15 protein-coding genes, 2 tRNA genes and 7 pseudogenes are annotated in these 23,842 nt (G+C 37.3%); 18 read left to right on the top strand and 6 right to left on the bottom strand.

The features are described from left to right. Positions 1-40 precede the first annotated feature (40 nt). On the top strand, positions 41-376 hold the full coding sequence (locus tag JCM21531_RS01435) for a hypothetical protein (protein WP_038286848.1): 336 nt from the start codon (positions 41-43) through the stop codon (positions 374-376). Positions 377-577: 201 nt separating this feature from the next. Further along, a complete protein-coding gene (locus JCM21531_RS01430) occupies positions 578-775 on the top strand; it encodes a hypothetical protein (RefSeq protein ID WP_038286846.1) in 198 nt (65 codons plus the stop codon). A gap of 97 nt (positions 776-872) precedes the next feature. On the opposite strand, the gene argH is transcribed toward JCM21531_RS01430, so the two are convergent. Together argH and JCM21531_RS01420 are read right to left on the bottom strand one after the other, a co-directional pair. Further along, positions 873-2,249, bottom strand: a complete 1,377-nt coding sequence (gene argH, locus JCM21531_RS01425; protein WP_038286844.1) for an argininosuccinate lyase — start codon at positions 2,247-2,249, stop codon at positions 873-875. Continuing rightward, positions 2,246-3,475, bottom strand: coding sequence for an argininosuccinate synthase (locus JCM21531_RS01420; protein WP_038286843.1), 1,230 nt, complete (start codon positions 3,473-3,475; stop codon positions 2,246-2,248). The genes argH and JCM21531_RS01420 overlap by 4 nt, the downstream gene beginning before the upstream one ends. 198 nt (positions 3,476-3,673) lie before the next feature. Between JCM21531_RS01420 and ruvC the strand changes: the two genes are divergently transcribed. The 16 genes and pseudogenes from ruvC to JCM21531_RS01340 all read left to right on the top strand — a co-directional run bounded on the left by ruvC (position 3,674) and on the right by JCM21531_RS01340 (position 19,385). Further along, positions 3,674-4,162: a crossover junction endodeoxyribonuclease RuvC gene (gene ruvC, locus JCM21531_RS01415; RefSeq protein WP_038286840.1), complete on the top strand. Its 489-nt coding sequence runs from the start codon at positions 3,674-3,676 to the stop codon at positions 4,160-4,162. Positions 4,163-4,207: 45 nt separating this feature from the next. After that, positions 4,208-4,814 (top strand): annotated as a pseudogene (gene ruvA / locus JCM21531_RS01410) (Holliday junction branch migration protein RuvA). A gap of 98 nt (positions 4,815-4,912) precedes the next feature. Continuing rightward, a pseudogene (gene ruvB, locus JCM21531_RS01405) lies at positions 4,913-5,903 on the top strand (Holliday junction branch migration DNA helicase RuvB). A 40-nt stretch (positions 5,904-5,943) separates the two neighbouring features. Next, on the top strand, positions 5,944-6,489 hold the full coding sequence (locus JCM21531_RS01400; RefSeq protein WP_038286837.1) for an epoxyqueuosine reductase QueH: 546 nt from the start codon (positions 5,944-5,946) through the stop codon (positions 6,487-6,489). Between the two features lie 140 nt (positions 6,490-6,629). Beyond that, positions 6,630-7,732 (top strand): annotated as a pseudogene (gene pilM / locus JCM21531_RS01395) (type IV pilus assembly protein PilM). Between the two features lie 316 nt (positions 7,733-8,048). Next, entirely contained in the window at positions 8,049-10,919 is a 2,871-nt protein-coding gene (locus JCM21531_RS01390) for an AMIN domain-containing protein (RefSeq protein ID WP_038286835.1), read from the top strand. A gap of 198 nt (positions 10,920-11,117) precedes the next feature. Next, positions 11,118-12,106: pseudogene (gene galE / locus JCM21531_RS01385) on the top strand (UDP-glucose 4-epimerase GalE). A 106-nt stretch (positions 12,107-12,212) separates the two neighbouring features. Continuing rightward, positions 12,213-13,364, top strand: coding sequence for a GerMN domain-containing protein (locus JCM21531_RS01380; RefSeq protein WP_038286832.1), 1,152 nt, complete (start codon positions 12,213-12,215; stop codon positions 13,362-13,364). Positions 13,365-13,431: 67 nt separating this feature from the next. Beyond that, positions 13,432-14,223, top strand: a complete 792-nt coding sequence (gene rph / locus JCM21531_RS01375) for a ribonuclease PH (RefSeq protein WP_038286888.1) — start codon at positions 13,432-13,434, stop codon at positions 14,221-14,223. Then, positions 14,180-14,778: pseudogene (locus JCM21531_RS01370) on the top strand (XTP/dITP diphosphatase). The gene rph and the pseudogene JCM21531_RS01370 overlap by 44 nt, the downstream one beginning before the upstream one ends. Positions 14,779-15,154: 376 nt before the next feature. Next, positions 15,155-16,930 (top strand): serpin family protein, encoded by a 1,776-nt coding sequence (locus tag JCM21531_RS01365; protein WP_038286829.1) that lies wholly within the window; start codon positions 15,155-15,157, stop codon positions 16,928-16,930. Between the two features lie 208 nt (positions 16,931-17,138). Then, positions 17,139-17,212: transfer RNA gene (locus tag JCM21531_RS01360), tRNA-Gly, on the top strand. A gap of 15 nt (positions 17,213-17,227) precedes the next feature. Next, positions 17,228-17,304, top strand: a tRNA-Arg gene (locus JCM21531_RS01355). Positions 17,305-17,994: 690 nt separating this feature from the next. Beyond that, a complete protein-coding gene (locus JCM21531_RS01350; protein WP_038286828.1) occupies positions 17,995-18,501 on the top strand; it encodes a hypothetical protein in 507 nt (168 codons plus the stop codon). Between the two features lie 45 nt (positions 18,502-18,546). Further along, a complete protein-coding gene (locus tag JCM21531_RS01345) occupies positions 18,547-18,729 on the top strand; it encodes a hypothetical protein (protein WP_054846959.1) in 183 nt (60 codons plus the stop codon). 254 nt (positions 18,730-18,983) lie between these two features. Continuing rightward, complete coding sequence (locus JCM21531_RS01340; protein ID WP_038286827.1) at positions 18,984-19,385, top strand: hypothetical protein; 402 nt, start codon at positions 18,984-18,986, stop codon at positions 19,383-19,385. A gap of 311 nt (positions 19,386-19,696) precedes the next feature. Here the strand turns inward: JCM21531_RS01340 and JCM21531_RS01335 are convergent, their stop codons facing one another. From JCM21531_RS01335 to JCM21531_RS23415, 4 genes and pseudogenes are all read right to left on the bottom strand, one after another. Next, on the bottom strand, positions 19,697-20,071 hold the full coding sequence (locus JCM21531_RS01335; RefSeq protein WP_038286825.1) for a hypothetical protein: 375 nt from the start codon (positions 20,069-20,071) through the stop codon (positions 19,697-19,699). 791 nt (positions 20,072-20,862) lie between these two features. Next, complete coding sequence (locus JCM21531_RS01330) at positions 20,863-21,147, bottom strand: GIY-YIG nuclease family protein (protein ID WP_038286823.1); 285 nt, start codon at positions 21,145-21,147, stop codon at positions 20,863-20,865. Positions 21,148-21,263: 116 nt separating this feature from the next. After that, positions 21,264-21,653: pseudogene (locus JCM21531_RS18175) on the bottom strand (IS701 family transposase); the annotation flags it as partial. Positions 21,654-22,128: 475 nt separating this feature from the next. Then, positions 22,129-23,794: pseudogene (locus tag JCM21531_RS23415) on the bottom strand (ammonium transporter). Positions 23,795-23,842 lie beyond the last annotated feature (48 nt).

Genomic DNA, 23,842 nt, shown 5'->3' with positions numbered 1-23,842 from the left:
TTATTTAGTACTATTATTATATTTATAGGGAGTGTTTTAAATGGAAAAGGTTCAATCCAATATTAATTCCAAAAAAGAAGGAAGGAAAGTTCAAACGGATGCGGATGTAAAGAGAAAGGCTGTAAAGCTTGTTATTTCTCATCTGAAGAAAAAAATAGCCAAAGAATATGCCGGTTCTGAACTTGTCCAAGAATGGGTTGGAGAAATGGAAAAGCTATTGGAAAAGAACGAATTTGAACTTTCGGAGTATGTTCAGATGAGAAGGGAACTGAATGATATTATAGAGAGAACTATGGATGAAGAGATGAGATTTAAGTTAAGGGACTCTTGGTATAGTTTTGGTAGGGCTCTTGATAAAAAAGTAAAAAAATATTAAAATAGTCCGGTGTTCCGGACTATTTTGTTTAGCATTTTAAAGTGAAATGAAAGAGGAAAAACTATTCAGGGCAAATTTTTTAAATTTTTTAAAAAAATATCGAAATAAAATTCTTCCGCCTCATGTGGAAATATTATGCAGCATAAGGGAAATGGTATATCATATTAATCAAGAAAACAATTCAAATGAGGTGGGACTAAAATGTTTATGCTGTTAAAAAAGAAATTTGATGAATCAAATAATAGCAAGCAGATTGGAAGAATAAGAAGGGATTTGATTGTCAGCTTGAGGAAAATGGGTATAGAGGTTTCAAATATTGAAATAGACCTGGAAGAAAATAATGTATCTTTGCACCTTTCCATTCCTGAGAAAAAATATAGTTCCATCCCAAGTGAATGAGTTTTGCTTTTATAGGTGTTCATAGATAAAATAATGAGCTACGGCAAGAAAATTTATTTGATTTTGCCGCAGCCCAATTATTCAAAATCTAATATTTTTATAATTTTGACAGAAATTTAAGACCGTTTTCAATCGAAGCCATGACGCTTTCCTTTGCCGGGCCTCCGGGGAGTTTTCTTCCGGAAACACACTTTGACAGGCTTATTTCTTCATATACATCTTCAGATATAAGCTCTGAGAAGCTTTTAAACTCGCTCATGTCAAGTTCGTCAATGGACTTGTTGTTCTCGATACAGTAAAGAACCATTTTTCCTATAATTTCATGGGCGTTTCTAAAAGGAATACCCTTTTTAACAAGGTAATCTGCAATATCGGTGGCATTGGTAAATCCGCCTTGTGCAGCACGGTACATGTTTTCCTTGTTTACTTTCATGGTTTCAATCATTTTGGTGAATACCGGAAGACACATTTTTACGGTGTCCACAGCATCGAAAATTGCCTCTTTGTCTTCTTGCATATCCTTGTTGTAAGCTAAAGGAAGCGACTTCATAACCGAAAGGAGAGCAAAAAGGTCGCCGTAAACCCTTCCGGTTTTGCCTCTGACCAGCTCAGCCACGTCCGGATTCTTTTTCTGAGGCATTATACTGCTTCCTGTACTGTATGCATCATCAAGTTCAACAAAACCAAACTCATGGGAGGACCATAAGATTATTTCTTCGCTGAATCGGCTAAGATGCATCATCACTATCGAAAGACAGGCAGAAAGCTCAATAGCAAAATCCCTGTCGCTAACAGCATCAAGGCTGTTTTCGGTAATAGAGTCAAAATCCAGCTCCTTTGCCACCATATACCTGTCAAGGGGATAGGTTGTGGACGCCAAAGCTCCGGAACCCAAGGGCATTATATTGATTCTCTTATAGCAATCGTCCAGCCTTTCAATATCGCGCTTAAACATTTGAAAGTATGCCATCATGTGATGGGCAAAAGTTATGGGTTGTGCCCTCTGAAGGTGGGTATACCCCGGAAGTATGGTGTCGGTATTGTTTTTTGCTATTTCTATAAGAGTCCTTTCAAGTTCGGCCAATAATTTTTTGATTTCAACAACTTCATCTCTCAGGTACATTCTGATATCAAGGGCAACTTGGTCATTGCGGCTTCTCCCGGTGTGAAGCCTTTTGCCCACATCGCCGATTCTGGATATAAGGATTTTTTCAACATTCATATGAATGTCTTCGGCATCAATCTCAAACTGGACTTTACCTTCTTCAATGTCTTTGAGTATTTCCTTTAATGTGTTCTGAATGAGAAGGGAGTCCTCTTCGGAAATAATTTTACATTTCCCAAGCATTTTGGCGTGGGCAATGCTTCCTAAAATGTCCTGTTTGTACATACGACAGTCAAATCTTATGGATGAATTAAAATCATCTACGGACTTGTCGGTACTTTTTTCAAATCTACCGCCCCAAAGCTTCATTTTATCACCTTATTGCCTTTATTCTTTTCTTTCATAAGAGCCTGAACCTTCATCGGAAGACCAAAGAGATTTATAAATCCTTCAGCATCCTTCTGATTATATACATCATCCTCTCCAAAAGTAGAGAGTTTTTCATTGTAGAGAGAATAATCGGACTTGGCTCCGGCACTCATGACATTGCCTTTGTAGAGTTTCAACCTGACTGTACCGGTAACCGTCTCTTGAGTAACGTCAACGAAGGCTGAAATAGCCTCACGAAGAGGAGTATACCACTGTCCGTAATAAACAAGTTCTGCAAATCTTTGTGCTACAATATCTTTGTAGTGTAAAGTGTCGCGGTCAAGACAGAGAAGTTCAAGTTCCCTGTGAGCAGCATATAGAATGGTTCCACCCGGGGTTTCATAAACACCTCTGGATTTCATTCCGACCAGCCGGTTTTCTACTATGTCAACGATTCCGATACCGTTTTCGCCGCCAATTTTGTTAAGAACCTCAATGAGTTCTACAGGTCCGTATTCCACACCGTTGACCTTCTTCGGAATACCCTTTTCAAAGTATATTTCAACATAGGTTGGTTTGTCCGGAGCTTTTTCCGGCGGAACCATGAGCTTTAATATTTTGTCATACTGCGGCTCGTTCCATGGATCTTCCAGATCCGAACCTTCGTGACTTAGATGCCAGAGATTTCTGTCCATGCTGTAATTGTCCTTTTTTGAAACAGGGATGGGGATATTTCTTGCTTCTGCATATTCGATTGCATCTTCTCTTGATCTGATATTCCATATTCTCCATGGAGCAATGATCTTGAGGTGGGGAGCAAGAGCTTTGACAGTAAGCTCGAAACGAACCTGGTCATTTCCTTTTCCCGTTGCTCCGTGAGCTATGGCTGTAGCCCCTTCCTTTAAAGCAATCTCAACCATTCTTTTTGCGATAATAGGTCTTGCAAAGGATGTACCTAAAAGATACTTTCCTTCATATACTGCACCGGCTTTTAATGTAGGGAAAATAAAATCTGTTATGAATTCTTCTTTTAAATCTTCGATATATATTTTGCTTGCCCCGGTTTTTATAGCTTTTTCGTTTAAGGGTTCAAGCTCTTCGCCTTGCCCTACGTCGGCAGCCATTGCAATTACTTCATAATCATAATTTTCTTTAAGCCAGGGAATGATTATTGAAGTATCCAAACCACCGGAATAGGCAAGGATAACTTTTTCTTTTTGACTCATACAAATACCTCCTTAAATGTGTTAGAATATATTATTAGTAAGTTAAATGCCTAACTTTGAAACTGGAAACAGTCTGTGCAAAATAGTATGCGCAAAGTTAAAGCTTACAATATAATGAGATATATTATATAATAAAATGTATAAATATGCAATGAAATATATAATTATTCACAAATATTTTAAGAAAGGATAAAACCGATGATTATAATGGGAATTGATCCCGGGTTTGCAATTACCGGTTATGGTATAGTAAAATATGAAGGAAACAGATTTACTCCTGTAGATTATGGTGCAATAACTACCGAAAGCTCAATGGAGCTTCCGAAAAGGCTTTTGATTTTGCATAACGATTTAATGGAAATTATTGAAAAGTACAAACCTGCGGCAATATCTATAGAAGAGCTCTTTTTCAATAAAAATATAAAAACGGCTCTTGCAGTAGGACATGGAAGAGGTGTTGCGGTTTTGGCAGCCGCCCAATCGGGAATAGATGTTTTTGAATACACTCCCATTCAGGTAAAACAGTCAATAGTGGGGTATGGGCGTGCGGAAAAGGCCCAGGTGCAGCAGATGGTAAAGGCTATACTTAATCTTCCGGCCATACCCAAGCCGGATGATGTGGCGGATGCGCTGGCGGTTGCGGTATGCCATGCCCATTCCTATAAAATGAAAAGTTACGGACTATGATAAACCTGGAAAATACACGAAAAAATTTAACCGGAGGAAATAAAATTGTTTGCATATATTAGAGGAAGGCTTGAATACAAGAATAACGATTTTTGATAGTTGAATCAAACGGAGTGGGATACAGGATTTTTACATCCCTGTCCACCGTTTCGGGCATTGGTGAGATAGGTGGGGAGGTAAAGGTTTACACTTACCTTTATGTTCGGGAGGACAATATAAGCCTGTATGGGTTTCTGACTCAGGAGGAGCTCAATGTGTTTGAGCTTTTAATCAGTGTTTCCGGAGTGGGACCTAAGGCAGCAGTATCTGTTTTGTCCGCAATATCGCCTTCAAGGTTTAGCCTTGCAGTCATAACCGATGATACGAAGACATTGACAAAAGCGCAGGTATAGGAAAGAAAATTGCCCAAAGGATAATCCTTGAACTTAAGGACAAGATAAATAAAGAACAACTTACATCGAATATAGGAATTGAAGCTGAAAGCAAAGCTTTAGACGCGGACGGTTCAAAAATATCGGAGGCAGTAAGCGCCCTTATGGTTTTGGGATATTCTCCCGCTGAAGCAAATAAAGCGGTATCGGCGGTTTACAAGGAGGATATGGACATCGAAACCATAGTTAAAAATGCTCTTAAAGGACTGGCAAGACCTTAAGTGAGCATTAAGTAACAGTTGAAGCTGAATTGCGGTTTGGTGCAGAACGATAGACTAAAGGGGAAAGATTACTTAATACGGATTTGGAGGTTGTAGCGATGGAGGACAGGCTTGTCGGTTGTAAACTTAATGAAGAGGATCTTGATGAGGCAAGTTTAAGGCCCAGAAAATTCGGAGAGTATATCGGACAGGCAAAGGTGAAAGAAAACCTTATGGTTTTATCGAAGCGGCAAAGAAGAGAAACGAGGCATTGGATCACGTACTTCTTTATGGCCCGCCCGGACTGGGTAAGACAACCCTTGCCAGCATAATAGCATCGGAGCTGGGCGTCAATTTGCGAGTCACCTCAGGTCCGGCTATAGAAAAGCCCGGAGATTTGGCTGCCATATTGACCAATCTCGGTAATTTTGATGTCCTTTTTATAGATGAAATCCACAGGCTGAACAGGAGTGTTGAGGAGATATTGTATCCTGCCATGGAGGACTATGCTTTGGATATAATTATCGGAAAAGGCCCCAGTGCCCGGTCAATAAGGCTTGACCTTCCCAAATTCACACTGATAGGTGCCACTACCAGGGCAGGCTTGTTGACATCTCCTTTGAGGGATAGATTTGGGGTAATAAACAAGCTGGAAATGTATACTGTGGAGGAACTGAAGCAGATTGTGAAGAGATCTGCGCGCATCCTGAATACCGGAATAGAAGATGAAGCTGCTGAAGAGATAGCACGCCGGGCCAGAGGTACGCCGAGGGTTGCCAACAGGATATTAAAAAGGATTCGGGATTTTGCCCAGGTCAAGTCCGACGGATTTATAACAAAAGATATAGCAAAGACAGGGCTTGACGCCTTGGAAGTTGACGAAATCGGTCTTGATGCTGTCGACAGAAATCTGCTTATGAGTATTATTGATAAGTTTGCAGGAGGGCCGGTGGGACTTGATACATTGGCGGCAACGATTGGAGAGGAAGCAGACACAATAGAGGATGTGTATGAGCCTTATTTATTGCAGCTTGGGTTTATAAACAAAACCCTCGGGGAAGAATGGCTACAAAGCTTGCCTATGACCATTTCGGGCTCAGGTATGAGTGATGTTGATTAATTTGGAATTCATAAAAAACGGAGGAGAAAAATGAAGCTATTGCTGCACATATGCTGCGGGCCATGCGCTGTATATCCGGTAAGTGTACTGGAAGAAGAAGGCATTTGTTTTGAGGGACTTTTTTATAATCCCAATATTCATCCGTACGACGAGTTTGTAAGAAGAAAAGAAAATGTTGAAAAGCTTTCGGAACTAAAGAATATTCCTGTAAAATACATGGATGACTTTTCTCGGGAAATATGGGAAAAGTTTGGTGAGGACAATGAAAATCGATGCAATATGTGTTATACGGTAAGAATGGATAAAGTTGCTCAGTTTGCAAAAGAGAACGGCTATGATGCCTTTACTACAACCCTTCTGGTAAGTCCGTATCAAAAGCACGAGCTTATTGTTGAGCTGGCAGAGAAAGCAGCGCAAAAATACGGCATCGGGTTTTATTACAAGGATTTCAGGCCAGGTTTCAGACAGGGACAGCAAGTGGCAAAAGAATTGGGACTTTACAGACAGAAGTATTGTGGTTGTATAATATCTTATAGGGAAGCAGAAAAATTAAAAAACAAAAGAAAAAGTAAATAACAAAAGTTTTAGATATAAAAATTGGCTATTTCATGCATAATTATTGATTTTTTTTCAATATTGTGCTAATGTATAATTGGAAAGAAAGTTTTAGTGATGATAAGTCAATTCTATTATGGGGTTAAGGGAGTCAATGATGTATGTTGTTACCATTTTTGAGAAATAATTATCTAAGTATTGATGTAGGTTTTAGGAATATCAAAGTTGTTGAAGTGGCTGTAAACAGAAATAACGAAGTTATATCAACAATTTTGGAATTGCTCCTACTCCTTTAAACTGTATTAAAAACGGTGTTATAAAAAACGTTGATGCGGTTTCTAGCGAGATTAGCAGGATAATTCGGGAAAACAAGATGAAGGTAAAAAAATCCAAGATTGTTATGTCCGGTACCAGCATAATTTCAAGAGTATTTATGATTGAAAAGGTACCCGGAAAGGATATTGATGAGCTTGTATATAATGAAATAGTATCCAATATGCCTATTAATCCCGATGAACATAAGATTGACTACAAGATTTTACAAGAGTTGAAAGAGGATAATGTTGAAAAGATAAAAGTATTTGTGACTGCTGTTAGAAAAAGTATAATAAATAGCTATATAGATGTACTTTTTGAGCTTGGATTAAAACCGGTTTCGGTTGATATACCTGCAAACAGTACTGCAAAGTTTTTCAACAGGGATATAAAGGTAAGCATTGACAACGTTAAGTTTGTAAACCCCAATAAGAGTCAGTTGAACAAAGATGCTTTTGCTGTTATAGATTTTGGTTCGGAGACTACGATTATAAATATTTTAAGAAATAAGATACTGGAGTTTAACAAAGTAATACTTACCGGCAGTACCAATCTTGACGATGCAATAGCTAAAAATATGCGCAAATCTATAATTGAAGCTGAGAGACTTAAGAAATTATACGGTATTTCGGTTCCGCCACATCATTCTACCAATGAGGAACATATGAAAGTTTATAGAACTTTGAAGGAAGTAGTTGATAAGCTCTTAAACCAGATTTATATGTGTCTTACTTTCTACGAAGCCAGATGCTATGGTGTGAAGGTCGGAAAGATATTTATAATCGGCGGAGGTTCGCTTCTAAAAGGTTTGGCCGATTACATGGAGCAGGTACTGCAGATACCTGTATATCCTGTAGGACTTTTGGATATAGACGGTATTGATATAAACAAAAATTTAAACAGCGACAAATTGAATTTCTTAGTAAATGCAGTAGGAATAACCCTTTGATGCATTTTTGGTTTCAAAAGTATGTTCGTTATACCGGGAAGCCTAAATAAGGCTTCTTTTATTTTATCTCGTTCCGAGCTTTTGATTTTAATCCTTTTATTGAGAAGTAATTTTGCCTAAACTGTGCCGCAAACTACTGTATTACAATTTAATTACAAATCATATTTAAAGCACTTCTACGACAGGAATTATCATAAGTATGTCGAATATCATATAGTGTATGCTGTCGTTTTTTCTGAATTTACAAATATTAGAAAACTTCATAAGATAACATAAAACTTATTACTAATGATAAATAATTTTAAGAGGTGTTCGTATGAAAAGAGGTCTATTAATTCTATTTATTGCAATGTCTCTAATATTTAATTCCTTCAGTATCTGTGCAGAAGCATTAATACTAAATTATGACGGCAAAGTGCAGGAGTATACGGGAAATATCTTTACGTTGAAAGTTGACGGAGAAATTGTCAACTCCGACATGCCGCTCATTATAATTAACGGACGTTCTCTGGTCCCTGTCAGAGCTATTTTCGAAAAGCTCGGTGCAAAGGTTGGGTGGGATGCAGCCAGTAAAAAAGTAACGGTATCTTATGACAGTAATATAATTGAGCTTAAGATAAATGATGTGTATGCCTTGGTAAACGGTGCCAAAGTTGAGATGGAAGTTCCGGCAAAGATTATTAATGACAGGACTTTAGTGCCTTTGCGTTTCGTGGGAGAGCAATTGGGCATGGAAGTTGGCTGGTACCCGGAAAAAGGTGAGATTACCTTGGACGGCAAGAAAGGCGCTGTTGCCAGCATAAATGATATAAATTATAAAACCGACGGTGATTTGCATCAGGTTGCAATAGAGCTGGATAAATGCCGGGAATATAAGATAATGAGAGCTGCAAATCCTGACAGAATTGTTGTGGATTTTCCCAACACAAAGCTTTCAAATGTCAGTTCAAATATTAGTGTGGACAGTGAACTTATACATTCGATTCGCAGCGGATATCCCGATGCAAAGACTGCAAGAGTAGTGCTTGATGTAGTCGGTCAGCCTCAGTACATAGTAAAGGAAGACGGAAGCAGTGTTGTTCTAAATCTTCAAAAAGAAAATGCCGGTAAAGCACCGGGCACTGTCGAAAACAGCAGTAAGCTTGATATTGAGCATATAAATAGAACAGATCACGAAGAAATACATATAAAATGCGGAACAGCTTCGGAATACAATTCTTTTACCCTTTCCGACCCTGAAAGAATTGTGGTTGATGTATCCGGAGCGTATATTGAAGGCGAGATTAAGAATATTGAAGTAAAAAGTAATCTGGTAAAATCAATAAGGTCTGCAAACCAGATGGATAATGTTGCGAGAGTAGTGGTTGACCTTCAGCAGAAATTAAACCATAGGGTTATAAAATCGGGAGAGTACCTTATCGTATATATATCGAGAGCACCTATTCCGGAAAGTCCCGTGCTTTCTCTGCCCAACAGAGGAGGCGGTAAAGATGCTGGGACAAGGGACAACATTCTTTATGTTGCCTATGAACCTGAGGGAGAAGAGGACACAGTTGTTTTAAGCATTAACAGTTATGAAAATTATAATATTGTTAAGAATGTTGAGAAAAACAGGATTACTATTGATATACCGAATGCTATAGGTCCTTCTGAAGAGAAAACAATAGGTGTTGACAGTGATATGATTGGCAGCATCAAATATATTGGGTTTGATAAATCGTATGCACAGGTGGAGATTCTGCTTAAAAGAAAGGTCCAATACCGGGTGATTGAAAAAGAAGGTAAATTATTACTGGCTCTTTCTGAGGATTCATCCGATTCTCCGTCAGTATCTCCTGTACCTGAGCCAACACCAAGTGTTACACCAACTGCAGTACCGACTGCTACGCCAACCGTAACACCAACTGTAAAACCTACAGCATCAGCAATTCCGACCCCGACAGCGACGCAAAAGCCGAATAAAACTCCGGGCTCTGGGGATGGACTTGTTTCAGTGGATTATGTTGTTAATTCAGGTTATAACAAGGTCATAATTGGAGTAGATAACTATAAAAGTTATGATGTAAAGCGTATTTCGGATCCTGACCGTCTTGTGATTGATATAGAGGGAGCATATGTGGATAAAAAGGCGAATACCATTGAGGTAAAGAAAGGCTTGATAAGTGCTATAAGGTATTCACAATACGAGATGGGTGTTGTCAGAGTTGTTGTTGATTTAAGAGGTAATCCGCAGTACCATGTGGGAGAATTGGAAGGCAAGCTGGAAATATACCTTATGGAGCCAACTTTCAAAAATATACAGTACATTAACAATATGGACAGGGTACATTTTATCTTGCAGGGAGCAAAGCTCACAGAGGGCGGAGCGGATCTCAAAAAACTTTATACCGAAAAGTATGGACTTGACGGAAAAAGATATACAATAACTTTCCCTTCCAATCTTGCTGATATAGGAAGCGGCATAATGCAGATAGACGATAAAATGATAGATTACATTGAAATTACTCAAAATGCGGATACCAATGAAACGAGCATAGAGTTTAACACAAAAGAGAGCTTTAGCTATTTTATAATTACCCGTTCCGATGTGAAAAATACAACCATTACCTTGTTAAAGAAGGCATCAAAGGCGGATAAGCTTGTGGTCATCGATGCCGGACATGGAGGCTCGGAACCGGGTGCGGTGCACGCCGGATATTATGAAAAGGATTTCAATCTTGATATTGCAAAGAGATTGAATGAGCTTTTGAAGAGCAAAAATGTCAAAACATATATGATTCGTGAGGATGACAGTTATGTAGGATTATATGAGAGAGCCTATATTGCAAACAAACTTAATGCAACACTGTTTTTAAGTATTCATAATAATGCATATTATTCAAAATATCATGGAACCGAGACTCTGTATTATCCGACATCTTCAGGAAGTACCGGGTTTACCGGCAAGAGGTTTGCGCAGATTATTCAAAATAGCCTCATCAGCAAGCTCAAGACAAACGACAGGGGAATTGTGGAAAGGCCGAACCTGGTAGTTCTAAAAGCGACTACAATGCCGGCGGCACTGGCGGAAATTGCGTTTATGACCAACAGTGATGACCTGAAAAAACTTGAGACGGAAGAATTTAGGCAAAAAGCGGCAGAAGCGCTGTGCGAGGCTATAATTAAGGCACTTGAGGAAGTAGAATAATAGAAATAATATAATGAAAAGAGGGCGGTGTAAAAAACTGCCTTCTTTTTATTATCCCTTGTTTTAAATAGACAGACTTTGTGTTATTATAAAATATGGATGAGAATATGCAGTAAAAAGCCGTATGCAAAACAGTATGCATATGGTTTTGCTGTCTTAAGTAAGCATAATAAACATAGAGGAAAGGTTGTGTTTAAAGTGGCAGTATTGGTTACAGGAGGCGCAGGTTATATCGGAAGCCATACAGTGGCGGAGTTGGTTGAAAAAAATGAAGAGGTAATAGTTGTTGACAACCTTGAAAAAGGTCATAGAGATGCTGTGGCAGGGCAAAAGCTTATTGTAGGAGACTTGAGGGATAAAGAATTTTTGGCGAAAGTATTTTCGGAAAACGATATTGAAGCAGTTATTCATTTTGCGGCTTATATTGAAGTGGGCGAGAGTGTTCAAAATCCCTTAAAGTATTATAACAACAATGTTGTTGCAACGCTGAACCTTCTTACGGCAATGAAAGATGCGGGTGTTGATAAAATTGTGTTTTCTTCCACGGCTGCAACTTACGGTGAACCGGAAAATGTGCCGATTTTGGAGACCGATAGGACATTTCCCACCAACCCATACGGCGAAACAAAGCTGGCTGTTGAAAAAGCTCTTAAGTGGTGTGACAGAGCCTATGGTACTAAATACGTTGCCTTAAGGTATTTTAATGCCAGTGGTGCCCATGAAAGCGGCGAAATAGGTGAAGACCACTCTCCGGAAAGTCATTTGATTCCCCTTATTATACAGGCCGCGTTGGGTAAAAGGGAATCCATCAAGATATTCGGAAATGACTATAATACTCCGGACGGTACATGTATAAGGGATTATATACACGTTTCCGACCTTGCAAATGCGCATTATCTTGCGCTGCAAAGGCTCAGAGAGGGCAAGGAGAGCGAGATTTACAACCTTGGAAACGGAAAAGGTTTTTCTGTAAAAGAGGTTATTGATGTGGTACGCAAGGTTACGGGAAGACCAATCAAAGTCGAGGACGCCCCAAGAAGACCGGGAGACCCGGCAATACTGGTTGCTTCATCCGATAAAATTCGTAAGGAGCTAAACTGGCAGCCACGCATGCTGATCTCGAAACGATAGTAAGTACTGCATGGAAGTGGCACCAATCTCATCCGAACGGATATAACGACAAATAATGAGCAATAAAAAAAGACAATAAAACTTTATAAAAAGATTATATTATGTGCAGCTTCTGTCTATAATTACAGTAATACTAATATTTTACTGTAAGGAGTAGGTAATATGAAGAAGCTGACATGTCTTGTTGTTGTTTTGCTGGTTACGTTTTTATACGGATGTCAAATACCGACGGATAAAATAACTCAAGATGAAAACGGTATGAACAGCCCCAATATAGATAAAGAAGTTATGAGTCTTGATGACTCATTAAATGCGGAGAATAGAGCAGGTGATAATGTCTTGGACACGAGTAATCCTTCGGATGACGAGGATAAAAGAGTCTTAAGCAGTACTGTAGAGCCATCGGCAGGCAGCGGGGAAAAGGAGGATAAAAGCGAAGAAAAAACAAAGATTGCTGTGACTGTATACTACAGTGATAGTGATAATCACCTCATACCCCTTACAAGAGATATTTATAAAGAAGAGGGTATTGCAAAAGCTTCTTTAAAATGCATGGTGGATAATGATTTGAATCGCAGTGCGGTAGAAACTTTAGGCCTATACCCTGTTTTGCCCGAAGGTACTGAAATATTGGGGATGAATATAAAAGACGGTATTGCAACAATTGACTTTAACAGCCGTATTTTGGACTACAAGGATAAAACGGCGGAGAATAATATAGTGGCAGGAGTTGTATACTGCCTCACCGAATTTAAGACGATTGACGGCGTTAAGATATTAATTGAAGGCATGGAAAAGGAAAAACTGCAATACGGCACCGATATATCCGGCATTCTTGCAAGGGACAATATTCTTATCAATTCGGATAAGGTAAACCTTGAGGATAAGCTGAAAAAAGCCGATGTTTATATGTTTAAATACATAAAGGATAAGAATGAGTTCATCCTTCCGATTTCAATGGAATATATCGGGGTTTCGAATGAGCAGCTTCCGGCAGAGATAATAAGAATGCTGGCTGCAAAGCCTGCAAACGAGAGGATATATTCACAGATTCCGTCAGGCGTCGAGGTGCTGGGAAGTAGGATTCAAGGGAATCTTCTGGTATTGGATTTGAACAAAGAAATAAAGAATTATGGGGGAACTGCCAGGGAAGAGGGGATTTTGAAGCAGATACTATACAGTATGAGGCAATTAAAGAATGTAGATAAAATTCAAATTCTCATTGAAGGAAAAAAGGATCATCTTCCCGAAGGAACGGACATATCCCGCGAAATACTGCTTCCTGCGGAGATAAATAGACAAAAAGGCTTGTAATTTCTTTAAAATTATAGGAAAATTGAAAATATTACAGGATTATAATGACAGCGGAAAGGTTGTGAACATGTTGAGAGTCGACGGAAGAAACCAGTCTGATTTAAGACCGGTAAAGATAACAAGGAACTACATCAAACATGCCGAGGGCTCGGTTTTGATTGAGATGGGAGATACTAAGGTAATTTGTACGGCTACAGTGGATGAAAAAGTACCTCCGTTTAAGAAAAACACTGGTGAAGGATGGGTTACTGCAGAGTATTCAATGCTGCCAAGGTCCACTGCCACCCGTAATCAAAGAGATATAAGCAGGCTGAAGTTAAACGGAAGAAGCCAGGAAATACAAAGGCTTATAGGAAGAGCACTTCGCTCAGTTGTGAATTTAAACCTTCTGGGTGAAAGGGAAATCATAATAGACTGTGATGTTATTCAGGCAGACGGAGGCACAAGAACTGCTTCAATTACCGGCGGATTTGTTGCTTTGGTGGATGCCTGCAAAAAGCTTGTGGATGACGGTGTAATTGAAAAAATACCGGTGACTGATTTTTTGGCAGCGGTAAGTGTCGGTATTGTAGATGATGTGGAAATGCTGGATTTGTGCTACGTAGAGGATTCAAATGCTGCTACGGATATGAATGTAGTGATGACATCCAAAGGCGAATTTATTGAAATTCAAGCAACCGGTGAGCAGTTACCCTTTAGGAAAGAGCAGTTTGACACGCTTTTGAGTCTTGCTGAAAAAGGTATAAGTCGGTTGATTGAAATACAGAAGGATGCGTTGGGTCAGGTATCAAATGAGGTTGGGAGAGTTACGAAAGATGAGAAAGTTTGTAATTGCGACGAAGAACAGGGGCAAGCTTAAGGAAATAGAAGAAATATTGGATGGTCTTAACTTTCAAGTGGTGTCTATGGAAGAGGTTGGAATAACCAAGGATATTGAAGAATCCGGAAGCACTTTCGAAGAAAATGCCTGATTAAGGCTCGGGAAGTTTTTAATGCTTGCGGCGAAATGGTAATGGCTGATGATTCCGGACTTGAAGTGGACTATTTAAACGGTGCTCCCGGAATCTATTCTTCGAGATTTGCAGGAGAAGGCGCCAGTGACGAGGACAGGAACAACAAGCTTCTTTCGCTTTTAAAGGATGTGCCCTTTGAGAAAAGAAAAGCAAGGTTTGTATGTGTTATTGCCGTGATACTATCGAATGAGGAATACTTTACTGTAAGGGGAACCGTTGAAGGCTACATAGGTTTTGAGCCTAAAGGAGACAATGGCTTTGGATATGACCCTCTGTTTTATCTTCCGGAATACAATATGACATCGGCACAAATGGAGCCCTCCAAAAAGCATGAAATAAGTCACCGGGGGAAAGCAATGAGAATGATGCTTGAGGAGCTTAAGAAGAGGTTGGAAATTTAATATAGGATATGGTTTTAAGGCTATTGCAGGGAATGCAGTAGCCTTAAAATTTTTCAAATATATAAATCGTAGTTTTAAGTTGAATATATTTTTTGGGTTAATTTTTATTTGTTGAAATATGATTCTTAAAATTTACATAAAATAAATAGGGAGGAAATTGTGGGTTGTATTTTGTTTAATTTCTTGATATAATATTAATGGAAAAATAAAGATATTTTATAATTTTATGTAATTAATTCCGGCATAACATATTCTAATTCCTTTCTGTTATTTTCACGGTTACCATTGAAGCAAGCAATACTTTTTCTTGATAATTAAGGGTTATTTTATTTAAACCTTAAAAAATATATTTATTTTTATTTAAGGGGGAATTGTTATGCAAAAGAAAATGATTTTTGTCCTTATTTTAGCATTGTTATCTTCTTTTTTGCTTGTCAGCAATTCGTTTGCCGACGGGAATTGGGATACATATTATGAGTTGTATCCTGAGCCGGTTGTTGCGCAAAACTGTGCTGTCGTTAAATTTAAGCTTACGCAAGTAATGACAGACGACTTTATCACGTGGCCGGGATATATGTATGAAATTAGATACTGGAAGACTGAAGAGCCTTCGAATATCAAATCTGTACGAATAGAAATGAGGTTTGATGTTGTACAAACAGTAGAGTTGACCGATTTGGAGTCAGACACAGAGTATACATATAAAGTCTGGGGACAAATGCCTACATATAATCTTGAAGGTACTCCTAAAACTCTTTCATTTAGGACACTTCCTAAAAAGAATGTTTACGGTGAGCTGAACGGAGACGGAAATATAAACAGCACAGACCTTAACTTATTGAGACGTTATCTGCTTCGGGTAATAGATGGATTTGCTGTAGGTGACATTGCTTGTGCGGATTTGAATGGGGACGGAAATGTAAACAGCTCGGATTACAGTTTGCTAAAAAGGTATGTTCTTCGTATATTGGATAAGTTCCCTGTAGAAGAGAAAGAAGAAATAAATGAAGGTATAAGTGATGGTTTTATCGAAGGAAACAGCAAATTTGCATTCGATATTTTCAAAGAGATCAGTAAAGGCGAACAGGGTGGGAATGTGTTTATTTCTCCCTTTGGCATTTCAACTGCATTGTCTATGGTTTATCAGGGAGCCAAGTCTGATACTAGGAAAGAGATGGCTAAAGCTTTAGGTTTTGAAGGACTTGATATTACAGAGATTAACAAGAGTTATAAGTGTTTGTTGAAATACTTTGGGCAGCTTGATGAAAAAGTAAAACTCAAAAACAGTAATTCAATTTGGAATAACTCTTTAAGGAGCAATGCTATTAAAGAAGATTTTATATCTGCAAATAAGGATGTATTTAATGCAGTGGTTGAGTCGAGAGACTTTTCTGATCAAAGTGTAGTAAGTGAAATAAACAACTGGATTTCCGAGGCTACAGAAGGTAAAATAGAGAACATGTTCAGCCGTGTTGATCCGAATGATATATCATATATTATATCAGCATTATATTTTAATGGAATGTGGAAAGAAGAGTTTGATATAGGCAGAACATCTAAAGAGGTTTTTAAAGCTGAGGACGGAAGTACTGACTATGTTATGATGATGAGAAAAAATGGTAAGATAGGGTTTGGCAATGGCAATGGATATAAAGCTGTCAGACTTCCCTATGGTGATGGTGAGATGGCCATGTACTGTATTCTTCCTGACGAAAGTACACCAATGAACGATTTTATTCAAAAGATGGATTTGTCTCTTTGGAATGAAATTAATAACAGTATAACTGAAACAGAAAATGTATTTCTTTGCTTACCTCGCTTTAAAATGGAATATGGTAAAGGAGAAAACGGCAGTATAATGGAAAGCTTGAAAGCTCTGGGTATGGAGAAAGCATTTCGGGATGATGCAGACTTTTCCGGTATATCCGAAATTTCTGTTCGTATTAGTGATGTTTTGCATAAAGCGGTAGTGGAAGTAAATGAAAAGGGAACAGAAGCTTCGGGAGGAACAGTAATACCTATTGTAAGCCCGGGTATTGGACCAAAACCTGAGTTTGTTGCAAACAGACCATTTGTATTTGTAATTGCAGATGAAAAATACGATACAATACTCTTTATGGGTAAAGTAGCTAACGGTGAATTTGCAAATTAATTGTTGACATCAGAATTGAATATGTAAATAAATTTATATAATAGAAAATCTCCACTTTGCATTGTTATAAGTGGGGATTTTTCTATGCATTTTAAGAAAATAAACCGGAAAATTTTTAAAAATTTTATAAAAATAGTGTTGACAAACAAAAAAAGTTGTTTGTATAATAAACTAGTCGGTTGAAGGTTTCCCGATTATGATATAAGTCGCGGGTGTAGTTCAATGGTAGAACATCAGCCTTCCAAGCTGATTGCGAGGGTTCGATTCCCTTCACCCGCTCCAACAAGTTTTTTATATCTGCCCGTAGCTCAGCTGGATAGAGCAACGGACTTCTAATCCGTCGGTCGGACGTTCGAATCGTCTCGGGCAGGCCAAACAAAACCCTAGAGGTGTAAGACTTCTAGGGTTTTGTTTTTATTTAGCCTCTTGGAATGAAATGAAAGAGGCAAAAGCGAAGGGACTCGATGTCCCGAGCTTTTATTTTCGGAAATATTGCAAAGACAAAAAATTGACTGCTATTTAACTACCTCCGGTTTCTTTATTTTTTCTCCAAGCAGAAGGAATATTAGAATGACTGAGCAAGGAGCTTACCAGAAAATTTTTATCCCTATTATTCTGATGAATACTAATGATATGATATTATGAAAGAGCAAAAAGTATATTCAAAGCATTATATATTAAATATAATATTATTAAATTATGCTACTGTTAGATTCATTTGCTTACTTTTCAAAACAATGCTATAATATAGTTGTTAATAATGTATAATTTAACCAAAAATAATATATAAAAACTGACGAATAGTTAAGTTTAGAGGCTACAATGTTCTGAAATAAAAAGCTTTCTGTAAGGCCGTTGCATAATTAGATGACATATATTATGAATTACTGCAATTACCCGGTCTTTTGAGAAGACAATCATAAGGTGAACGACGAAGACGTAAAATGAAAGGGTTATGGATACAGGAATGAAGGCAATTTCAAACTATGGATCAATCTTAATTTAGTGTTGAGTCAAAATTAAAAGAAAAGTTAATATAGAAATAATAGGAGAAGGTAGTAATTTTGAAATTAAATAAAAAAGTATTGTCAATTGTAATAGCAGCTGTTTTAATCACCTTTTTAAGCAGTATGGCGTTTGCCGGATATTATATTATAACGCTCTTTGGCAGAAGTATTACTGCAGATGAAGTAACACATTTGGATAATATAAATAACATGAAAAAATATAGAGTTAAAAAGGTTGATAGCTTGGAAATATTCGATGAAAGCAAATTTGATGACTTTTCTATCGATGATGAATCCAAGATAGAATCATCGTTGGAAGCAATTACCGAATACCTTGAGAAAAAGGGTTATTTACCGGAAGGAGCCGAATTTGACAGTATATCAACCAGAGAAAGCATTCCTATACAAGCATCCGATGCACAACAAAAAACAGAAGTACTTAAAAATTATGTTATAAACTATAGGCAGAATTATAACGGTAAAAAAGTATCTACTTTGCACAAAGGAAGTTATTTGAATGTATATATTGAAGACGGCAAAATAACCGGCATAATTAAAAATTGAATAGAGGTCGATAGCGAATTAGGAGAAGATTTAAGTAACCAAAATTTGATTAGCAGTGAAAAAGCTGTTGAAAAGAGCAACGCTGAATTGAAGAAAAGCGGATGGGCTGAAATACCGGAAATAAAATCTAAAGAGATAGTATACATAAATAAAAAGGGAGAACTATTGCCTATATGGGAAGTAAAATACGATGGTATAACTATGCAGGTTGATTGTATAAATGAGTAATACTTTTAGCATTAAGTTTATAGCGATACAGAGTTCAATTCTTTATCAATGGAATTTTTTTACAATATGAGCGCTTTTGATCTAATTCTGAATTTGTGGTATTGTGGAACATATTCTGATGCATTAGCTTATGGTATAATAGAAATTAGATACAGCTTCTAAGAAGATGAATGTGATTTGGCGGTATTAGCAATAATGAAAGGCAAAGAGGGCGCATAAAGCTCTAATTATAATAGTATTTAAGGAGGAAGACTATGGGGAAAAGAAAAAAATTAATATTAGGCGGAGTACTTTTTATAGGGGTTATATTAATAGCCGGTTTTACTTTACTTTCAGTACTGAAACCGAGTGTGAAGGTGGGGTATGTTGGAAATAGTGTTGGAAATACAATTAATGCTTCTTTTAAGTATTTTGACGGTGTGGAAAGCAGAAAAGTTAAATTCAATGAAGGTGACATTGTTACAATAAAATATGCTATAGGATTGGAAGAAGGAAGTCTCAGTCTGGTTGTTTTTGATGAAAAGGGGAACGAAATAATCAATAGGTCAGATAGTGAGGGAGAAGTAAGTTTTCAAGTTAGTGAAACCCAAAAGTATAAAATCAGTCTGGTTGCAGCTAAGGCTAAAGGGGATTTCAGTGTAAAATGGGGTATATAACCTGAAGAGGTGTATATCATTTACACATAAAGAGGCAAGTTATTATGGTATTGGTTAAATCGACATTAATATAACTTCTATGTAGATTTTGGTTATTTTCCTTGACTATTTAAGAGTTATTATATCATTTAAGAGGAATTGAATTTTGCAAGATTGACAAAAAGAAATGGCCACTCTGCAAACAACGCAGAGTGGCTATAATATAGAGTGGTAATGATATATAGAAGATCTACTGGATACCCAGAGAATTGCAGAATATTACAAAGCAAAACGATAAGACTTCTAGAGAGTTTGTTTATGTATTTAATATTTTATTGCTTTGCGTATCCGCATCCGCATGTTCCAACGTAAGTTGGATTTTTCTTATTACATTTCGGACAACGCCATTTATCCTCATCAGATAAATCATCGGAAAGATATGTTAGTTTTTTGTTCATTGTGTAATATAGATTTTCTTGATTATCAATGATTTCATATTGAGAGCGCAAAAGCGTATAAAGTATAAGTGTACTGAATATTGCGGCTAGGAATATTGCAATAGTAGTACCCCAATCCCTTTGGTAGGAGATATTTGGAAGATATGTTACCTTTACGACTCTACCCCCACTATACGCAAGAAAAAAACTACCGATGGTACCGAGCACAAGTTCAAGATAGGCCAAAATCTTGACAAATTCTTTTGACATATAAGAATCCCCCTTAAATTGAATGATAATTAAATTATATTTGATTTTGACAGGAATTCAATAGTTAGGTTTTTATTAGCAAAAAAGTCACCACTTTTTTATATTTTGGAGCGAGGAATTCTTTTCTTATGCGAAAGTAAGTGTAATACCCGATTTTTAATTCAAATCTTTTACGATTACGTTAAAACTTTTACTTTATTTGATTTTGCTTGCTTTGCATCTGCAATTATCATATAATCATTCCTATATCTTGTAAATACACATGCTGCTACTTTCGTATTAATTAGTTTATAATCATGAGTCAGTATTTGATTTTTAATCACTTCTTTCATTTCTTCCCAATAGAGATTTTCTTTTTTAAGTAAGCCGAGACTTTACGCTTTTTCCGAAACTTAAACGTATACTCTTGCACTTTTTCATCTCTTTGTAATGAATAATGTTTTTGAATTACCTTGCTTAAAAATGAGTTAAGTTCTGGATTCTAGAAAGGCGATTCTTTCTTTGACACCAAATATGTGGTAGATTGTAGGAATATTATATTGCTATATAAACATTATATCAAATTTTCTAGATTTTTCGGTAAGAGTTTGAAAAATACCTGATTTTTAGAAAATGATTGGGTTTAGGCGAGTTGGATAGGATATTTACGAATAGATAGGTGGTTCCGAGAAGGCAAACAATTTATTGCTTTTTCTATGCTACGGATTATTTTCTCATCTTGCAACAGGATGGAAGAGAGGTCACATTGTTACTTCATACCAAGCAAAAATAAAATATTGACAGCAGTAATTTTAGGTTCCTTTAAATTTAGGCCATTGATTGTATCCGACTTCAGGATTGTTTGAATTGTAATACTTAATGTATTCTACTTCTTTACGGCTAACTTCCTCATCTGTAGCAGTTTCCGATTCCCATAAAATTTGCTTTCGTATTGTAAAGTCTCTTCTCTCTTCTCTTGTAAAGTCTTTCTCAATTAGCTTACTATTTGCACTTCCAAAATAATTAATACTGTCCGTTAAATCTTTTCCAATATAGATTTTGCCGTTTGGATAAGTAATTTTATAAATAACTTTCACAATTAATTTCCCCCTTAACACCATCTGTATACATCGTATTACAATTGTGCAATATTTTATATCAAATTTCAATATTTATTTAAAGAATTTAGATTTGTGCAGTAAAATGTAAAACTTTATGCAGCAACCCCTAATTTGGCAGCTATATCATCGAGACTTACCCATTTTTCTGCACAAGAGTATGCAAACTTGGCAATACAGACCATATATTGTTTGCGGAAGTACTCTATGGTATCTCCAATGGTCTCAAATTTCAAGGTTCTCCTTTTAGAGACCTTGAAGAGCTCAAGGAAAGCATAGGTCATAAAGACCATACTCCAGAAACACTTTATTGAAGTTAATGATTCAACCTAGTATTCGAAAAACCCTAATGAGTTTTTATGATACCGGCAGCTCACTTCAATATCCCAGCAGTTCTGGTAATATCCAATAATAGTGGAGATGGTTAGGCTTACATCGGTACTTACGATAAATACTGGCTTGTCAGAAAGATCTTTTTTGCTCCAAAATTAAAGCATAATTAAAAATTAAAAAACTTGATTTTGGGTAAAAGCATTTTATTATAGTATATTTAAATCTGAAGCACCTTTTTTGGATTTTTCATAAAATCATCTCATTTTCCATATATAACCTTTATTTTACTCTGGGTTGTCTCAAAATAAGATAAATTTTGGGGGCAGTGTGCTCTTTTTTTAATTTTAAATCTGATTTTTTCATCCTAATTAAACCTTAATTAGTCAAAAATTTAAAAAATAGAAGAAAGACATAAAAATAACTTCTATGTAGATTTTGGTTATTTTCCTTGACTATTTAAGAGTTATTATATCATTTAAGAGGAATTGTAATTTTGCAAGATTGACAAAAAGAAATGACCACTCTGCAATCAACGCAGAGTGGCTATAATATAGAGTGGTAATGATATATAGAAGATCTACTGGATACCTATAATTATTGATATCAACTGCTTTTTCCAATCAATTTTCATAGTTCAACTTCAATATCGTCCTGCAAAGCATCGTAATCTTCTTCACCGGTGCGAATTTTGACTACATTTTCCACATTGAAGGTAAATAACTTACCATCCCCGATATTTCCGGTGTGCAGGGCTTTCTTAGCTGCTTCAATTACAGTTGATACAGGAATTTTACATACAACAATTTCAACTTTAACTTTGGGCAAAAGGTTTATCTCAAGAGGAGAACCTCTGTAATATTCGGTACTGCCTCTTTGCATTCCGCATCCTAAAACTTGAGTTACTGTCATTCCGGTTATACCTATTCCGTCCATAGCGGCTTTTAAGCTATCAAATTTGCTTTGCTTTGTTATTATGACTATTTTGGTCATTTTAGCGTTAGTTTTTGAAAGGTTGTATTCTATCTTTGGAGTGTCCGCAAGAGGAGCTACAGCGGTATCATCACCGGATGCCGGTGGCATAAAGTCTGCATAGCTGCTTATAATGCCGTGTTCTGCTATATCAAGACCTGCGATTTCTTCTTCTTTGGAAACTCTAAGGCCAACGGTATGCTTAATTAAATAAAACACAGCAGTCATAGTTATAGCAACCCATGCCGTTACGGCTAAGACTCCAAGGGTTTGAATTCCCAACATTTTTAACTCCCCGCTATATAATAGTCCTCCATTTTGAGCAAACACTCCCGTTAATATGGTACCTGCGGCACCACATAGTCCATGTACTCCGATTGCACCTACCGGATCGTCAACTTTTAGCTCTTTATCAATAAATTCTATGCCAAACACAATTATAAAACCTGAAAGAATACCGATAATTAATGCTCCTGTGGCAGACACCGCATCACACCCTGCAGTGACAGCCACGAGTCCTCCCAAAGCTCCGTTCAGCGTCATAGAAACATCCGGCTTTTTATACCTCAGCCATGTAATAATCATGGTGGAGGTTGCAGCAGCGGCAGCAGCCAGATTTGTTTTAACGAAAATGGAAGAAATCAGAATCAAGGTATCATCACCGGACGCGGAAACAGTGGAACCGCCATTGAATCCAAACCAACAAAACCATAGTATGAATACTCCCAAGGCTCCTAAAGTCAGGCTGTGACCGGGAATTGCCTGGATTTTCCGTTCTTTGTATATTTTCCTATGCGAGGACCTAATATTTTTGCGCCTATGAAAGCTGAAATTCCGCCTACCATATGAACTGCTGCCGAGCCTGCAAAATCATGAAATCCCAGCTGGATAGCCATCCGCCTCCCCAGATCCAATGCCCGGATACAGGATAAACGAAAGCACTTATAACGACACTGTAGATGCAGTAGGACAAGAACTTGGTTCTTTCAGCCATGGCACCGGAGACAATCGTTGCAGCAGTAGTGCAAAACACTGTTTGAAAAATAAAGAATGCTGCTGTCGGAATTTTCGAACTGTAATCTCCTTGTACAAAGAAATCCGGTGTTCCGATTAATCCGAATTTTGAGGCGCCAAACATCAGTCCAAATCCGAACATCCAATAAATTATACTCCCCAGACAAAAATCCATTAGATTTTTCATAATAATGTTGCCGGCATTTTTTGCCCTTGTGAATCCTGCTTCTACCATTGTAAAGCCGGCTTGCATGAAAAATACAAGAACGGTTCCTAGCAATACCCAGATGGTGTCCGCTGATGAATACATAATAAATCCCCCTTGCGACATACCTTATAAAGGTAAATAAAGACGTGC

Source organism: Acetivibrio straminisolvens JCM 21531 (genome assembly GCF_000521465.1).
GTDB classification, from domain to species: domain Bacteria; phylum Bacillota; class Clostridia; order Acetivibrionales; family Acetivibrionaceae; genus Hungateiclostridium; species Hungateiclostridium straminisolvens.
The sequence above is the reverse complement of the archived record's forward strand: the minus strand, read 5'-3'. Positions and strand labels throughout refer to the sequence as shown.

Excerpts from the sequence above, each read along its gene's own strand:
- JCM21531_RS01400 (WP_038286837.1), top strand. The coding sequence starts at position 5,944 with ATGAAGCTATTGCTGCACATATGCTGCGGGCCATGCGCTGTATATCCG.
- JCM21531_RS01390 (WP_038286835.1), top strand. The coding sequence starts at position 8,049 with ATGAAAAGAGGTCTATTAATTCTATTTATTGCAATGTCTCTAATATTT.
- argH (WP_038286844.1), bottom strand. The coding sequence starts at position 2,249 with ATGAAGCTTTGGGGCGGTAGATTTGAAAAAAGTACCGACAAGTCCGTA.
- JCM21531_RS01435 (WP_038286848.1), top strand. The coding sequence starts at position 41 with ATGGAAAAGGTTCAATCCAATATTAATTCCAAAAAAGAAGGAAGGAAA.
- JCM21531_RS01335 (WP_038286825.1), bottom strand. The coding sequence starts at position 20,071 with ATGTCAAAAGAATTTGTCAAGATTTTGGCCTATCTTGAACTTGTGCTC.
- rph (WP_038286888.1), top strand. The coding sequence starts at position 13,432 with ATGTTGAGAGTCGACGGAAGAAACCAGTCTGATTTAAGACCGGTAAAG.
- ruvC (WP_038286840.1), top strand. The coding sequence starts at position 3,674 with ATGATTATAATGGGAATTGATCCCGGGTTTGCAATTACCGGTTATGGT.
- JCM21531_RS01365 (WP_038286829.1), top strand. The coding sequence starts at position 15,155 with ATGCAAAAGAAAATGATTTTTGTCCTTATTTTAGCATTGTTATCTTCT.
- JCM21531_RS01420 (WP_038286843.1), bottom strand. The coding sequence starts at position 3,475 with ATGAGTCAAAAAGAAAAAGTTATCCTTGCCTATTCCGGTGGTTTGGAT.
- JCM21531_RS01340 (WP_038286827.1), top strand. The coding sequence starts at position 18,984 with ATGGGGAAAAGAAAAAAATTAATATTAGGCGGAGTACTTTTTATAGGG.
- JCM21531_RS01430 (WP_038286846.1), top strand. The coding sequence starts at position 578 with ATGTTTATGCTGTTAAAAAAGAAATTTGATGAATCAAATAATAGCAAG.
- JCM21531_RS01380 (WP_038286832.1), top strand. The coding sequence starts at position 12,213 with ATGAAGAAGCTGACATGTCTTGTTGTTGTTTTGCTGGTTACGTTTTTA.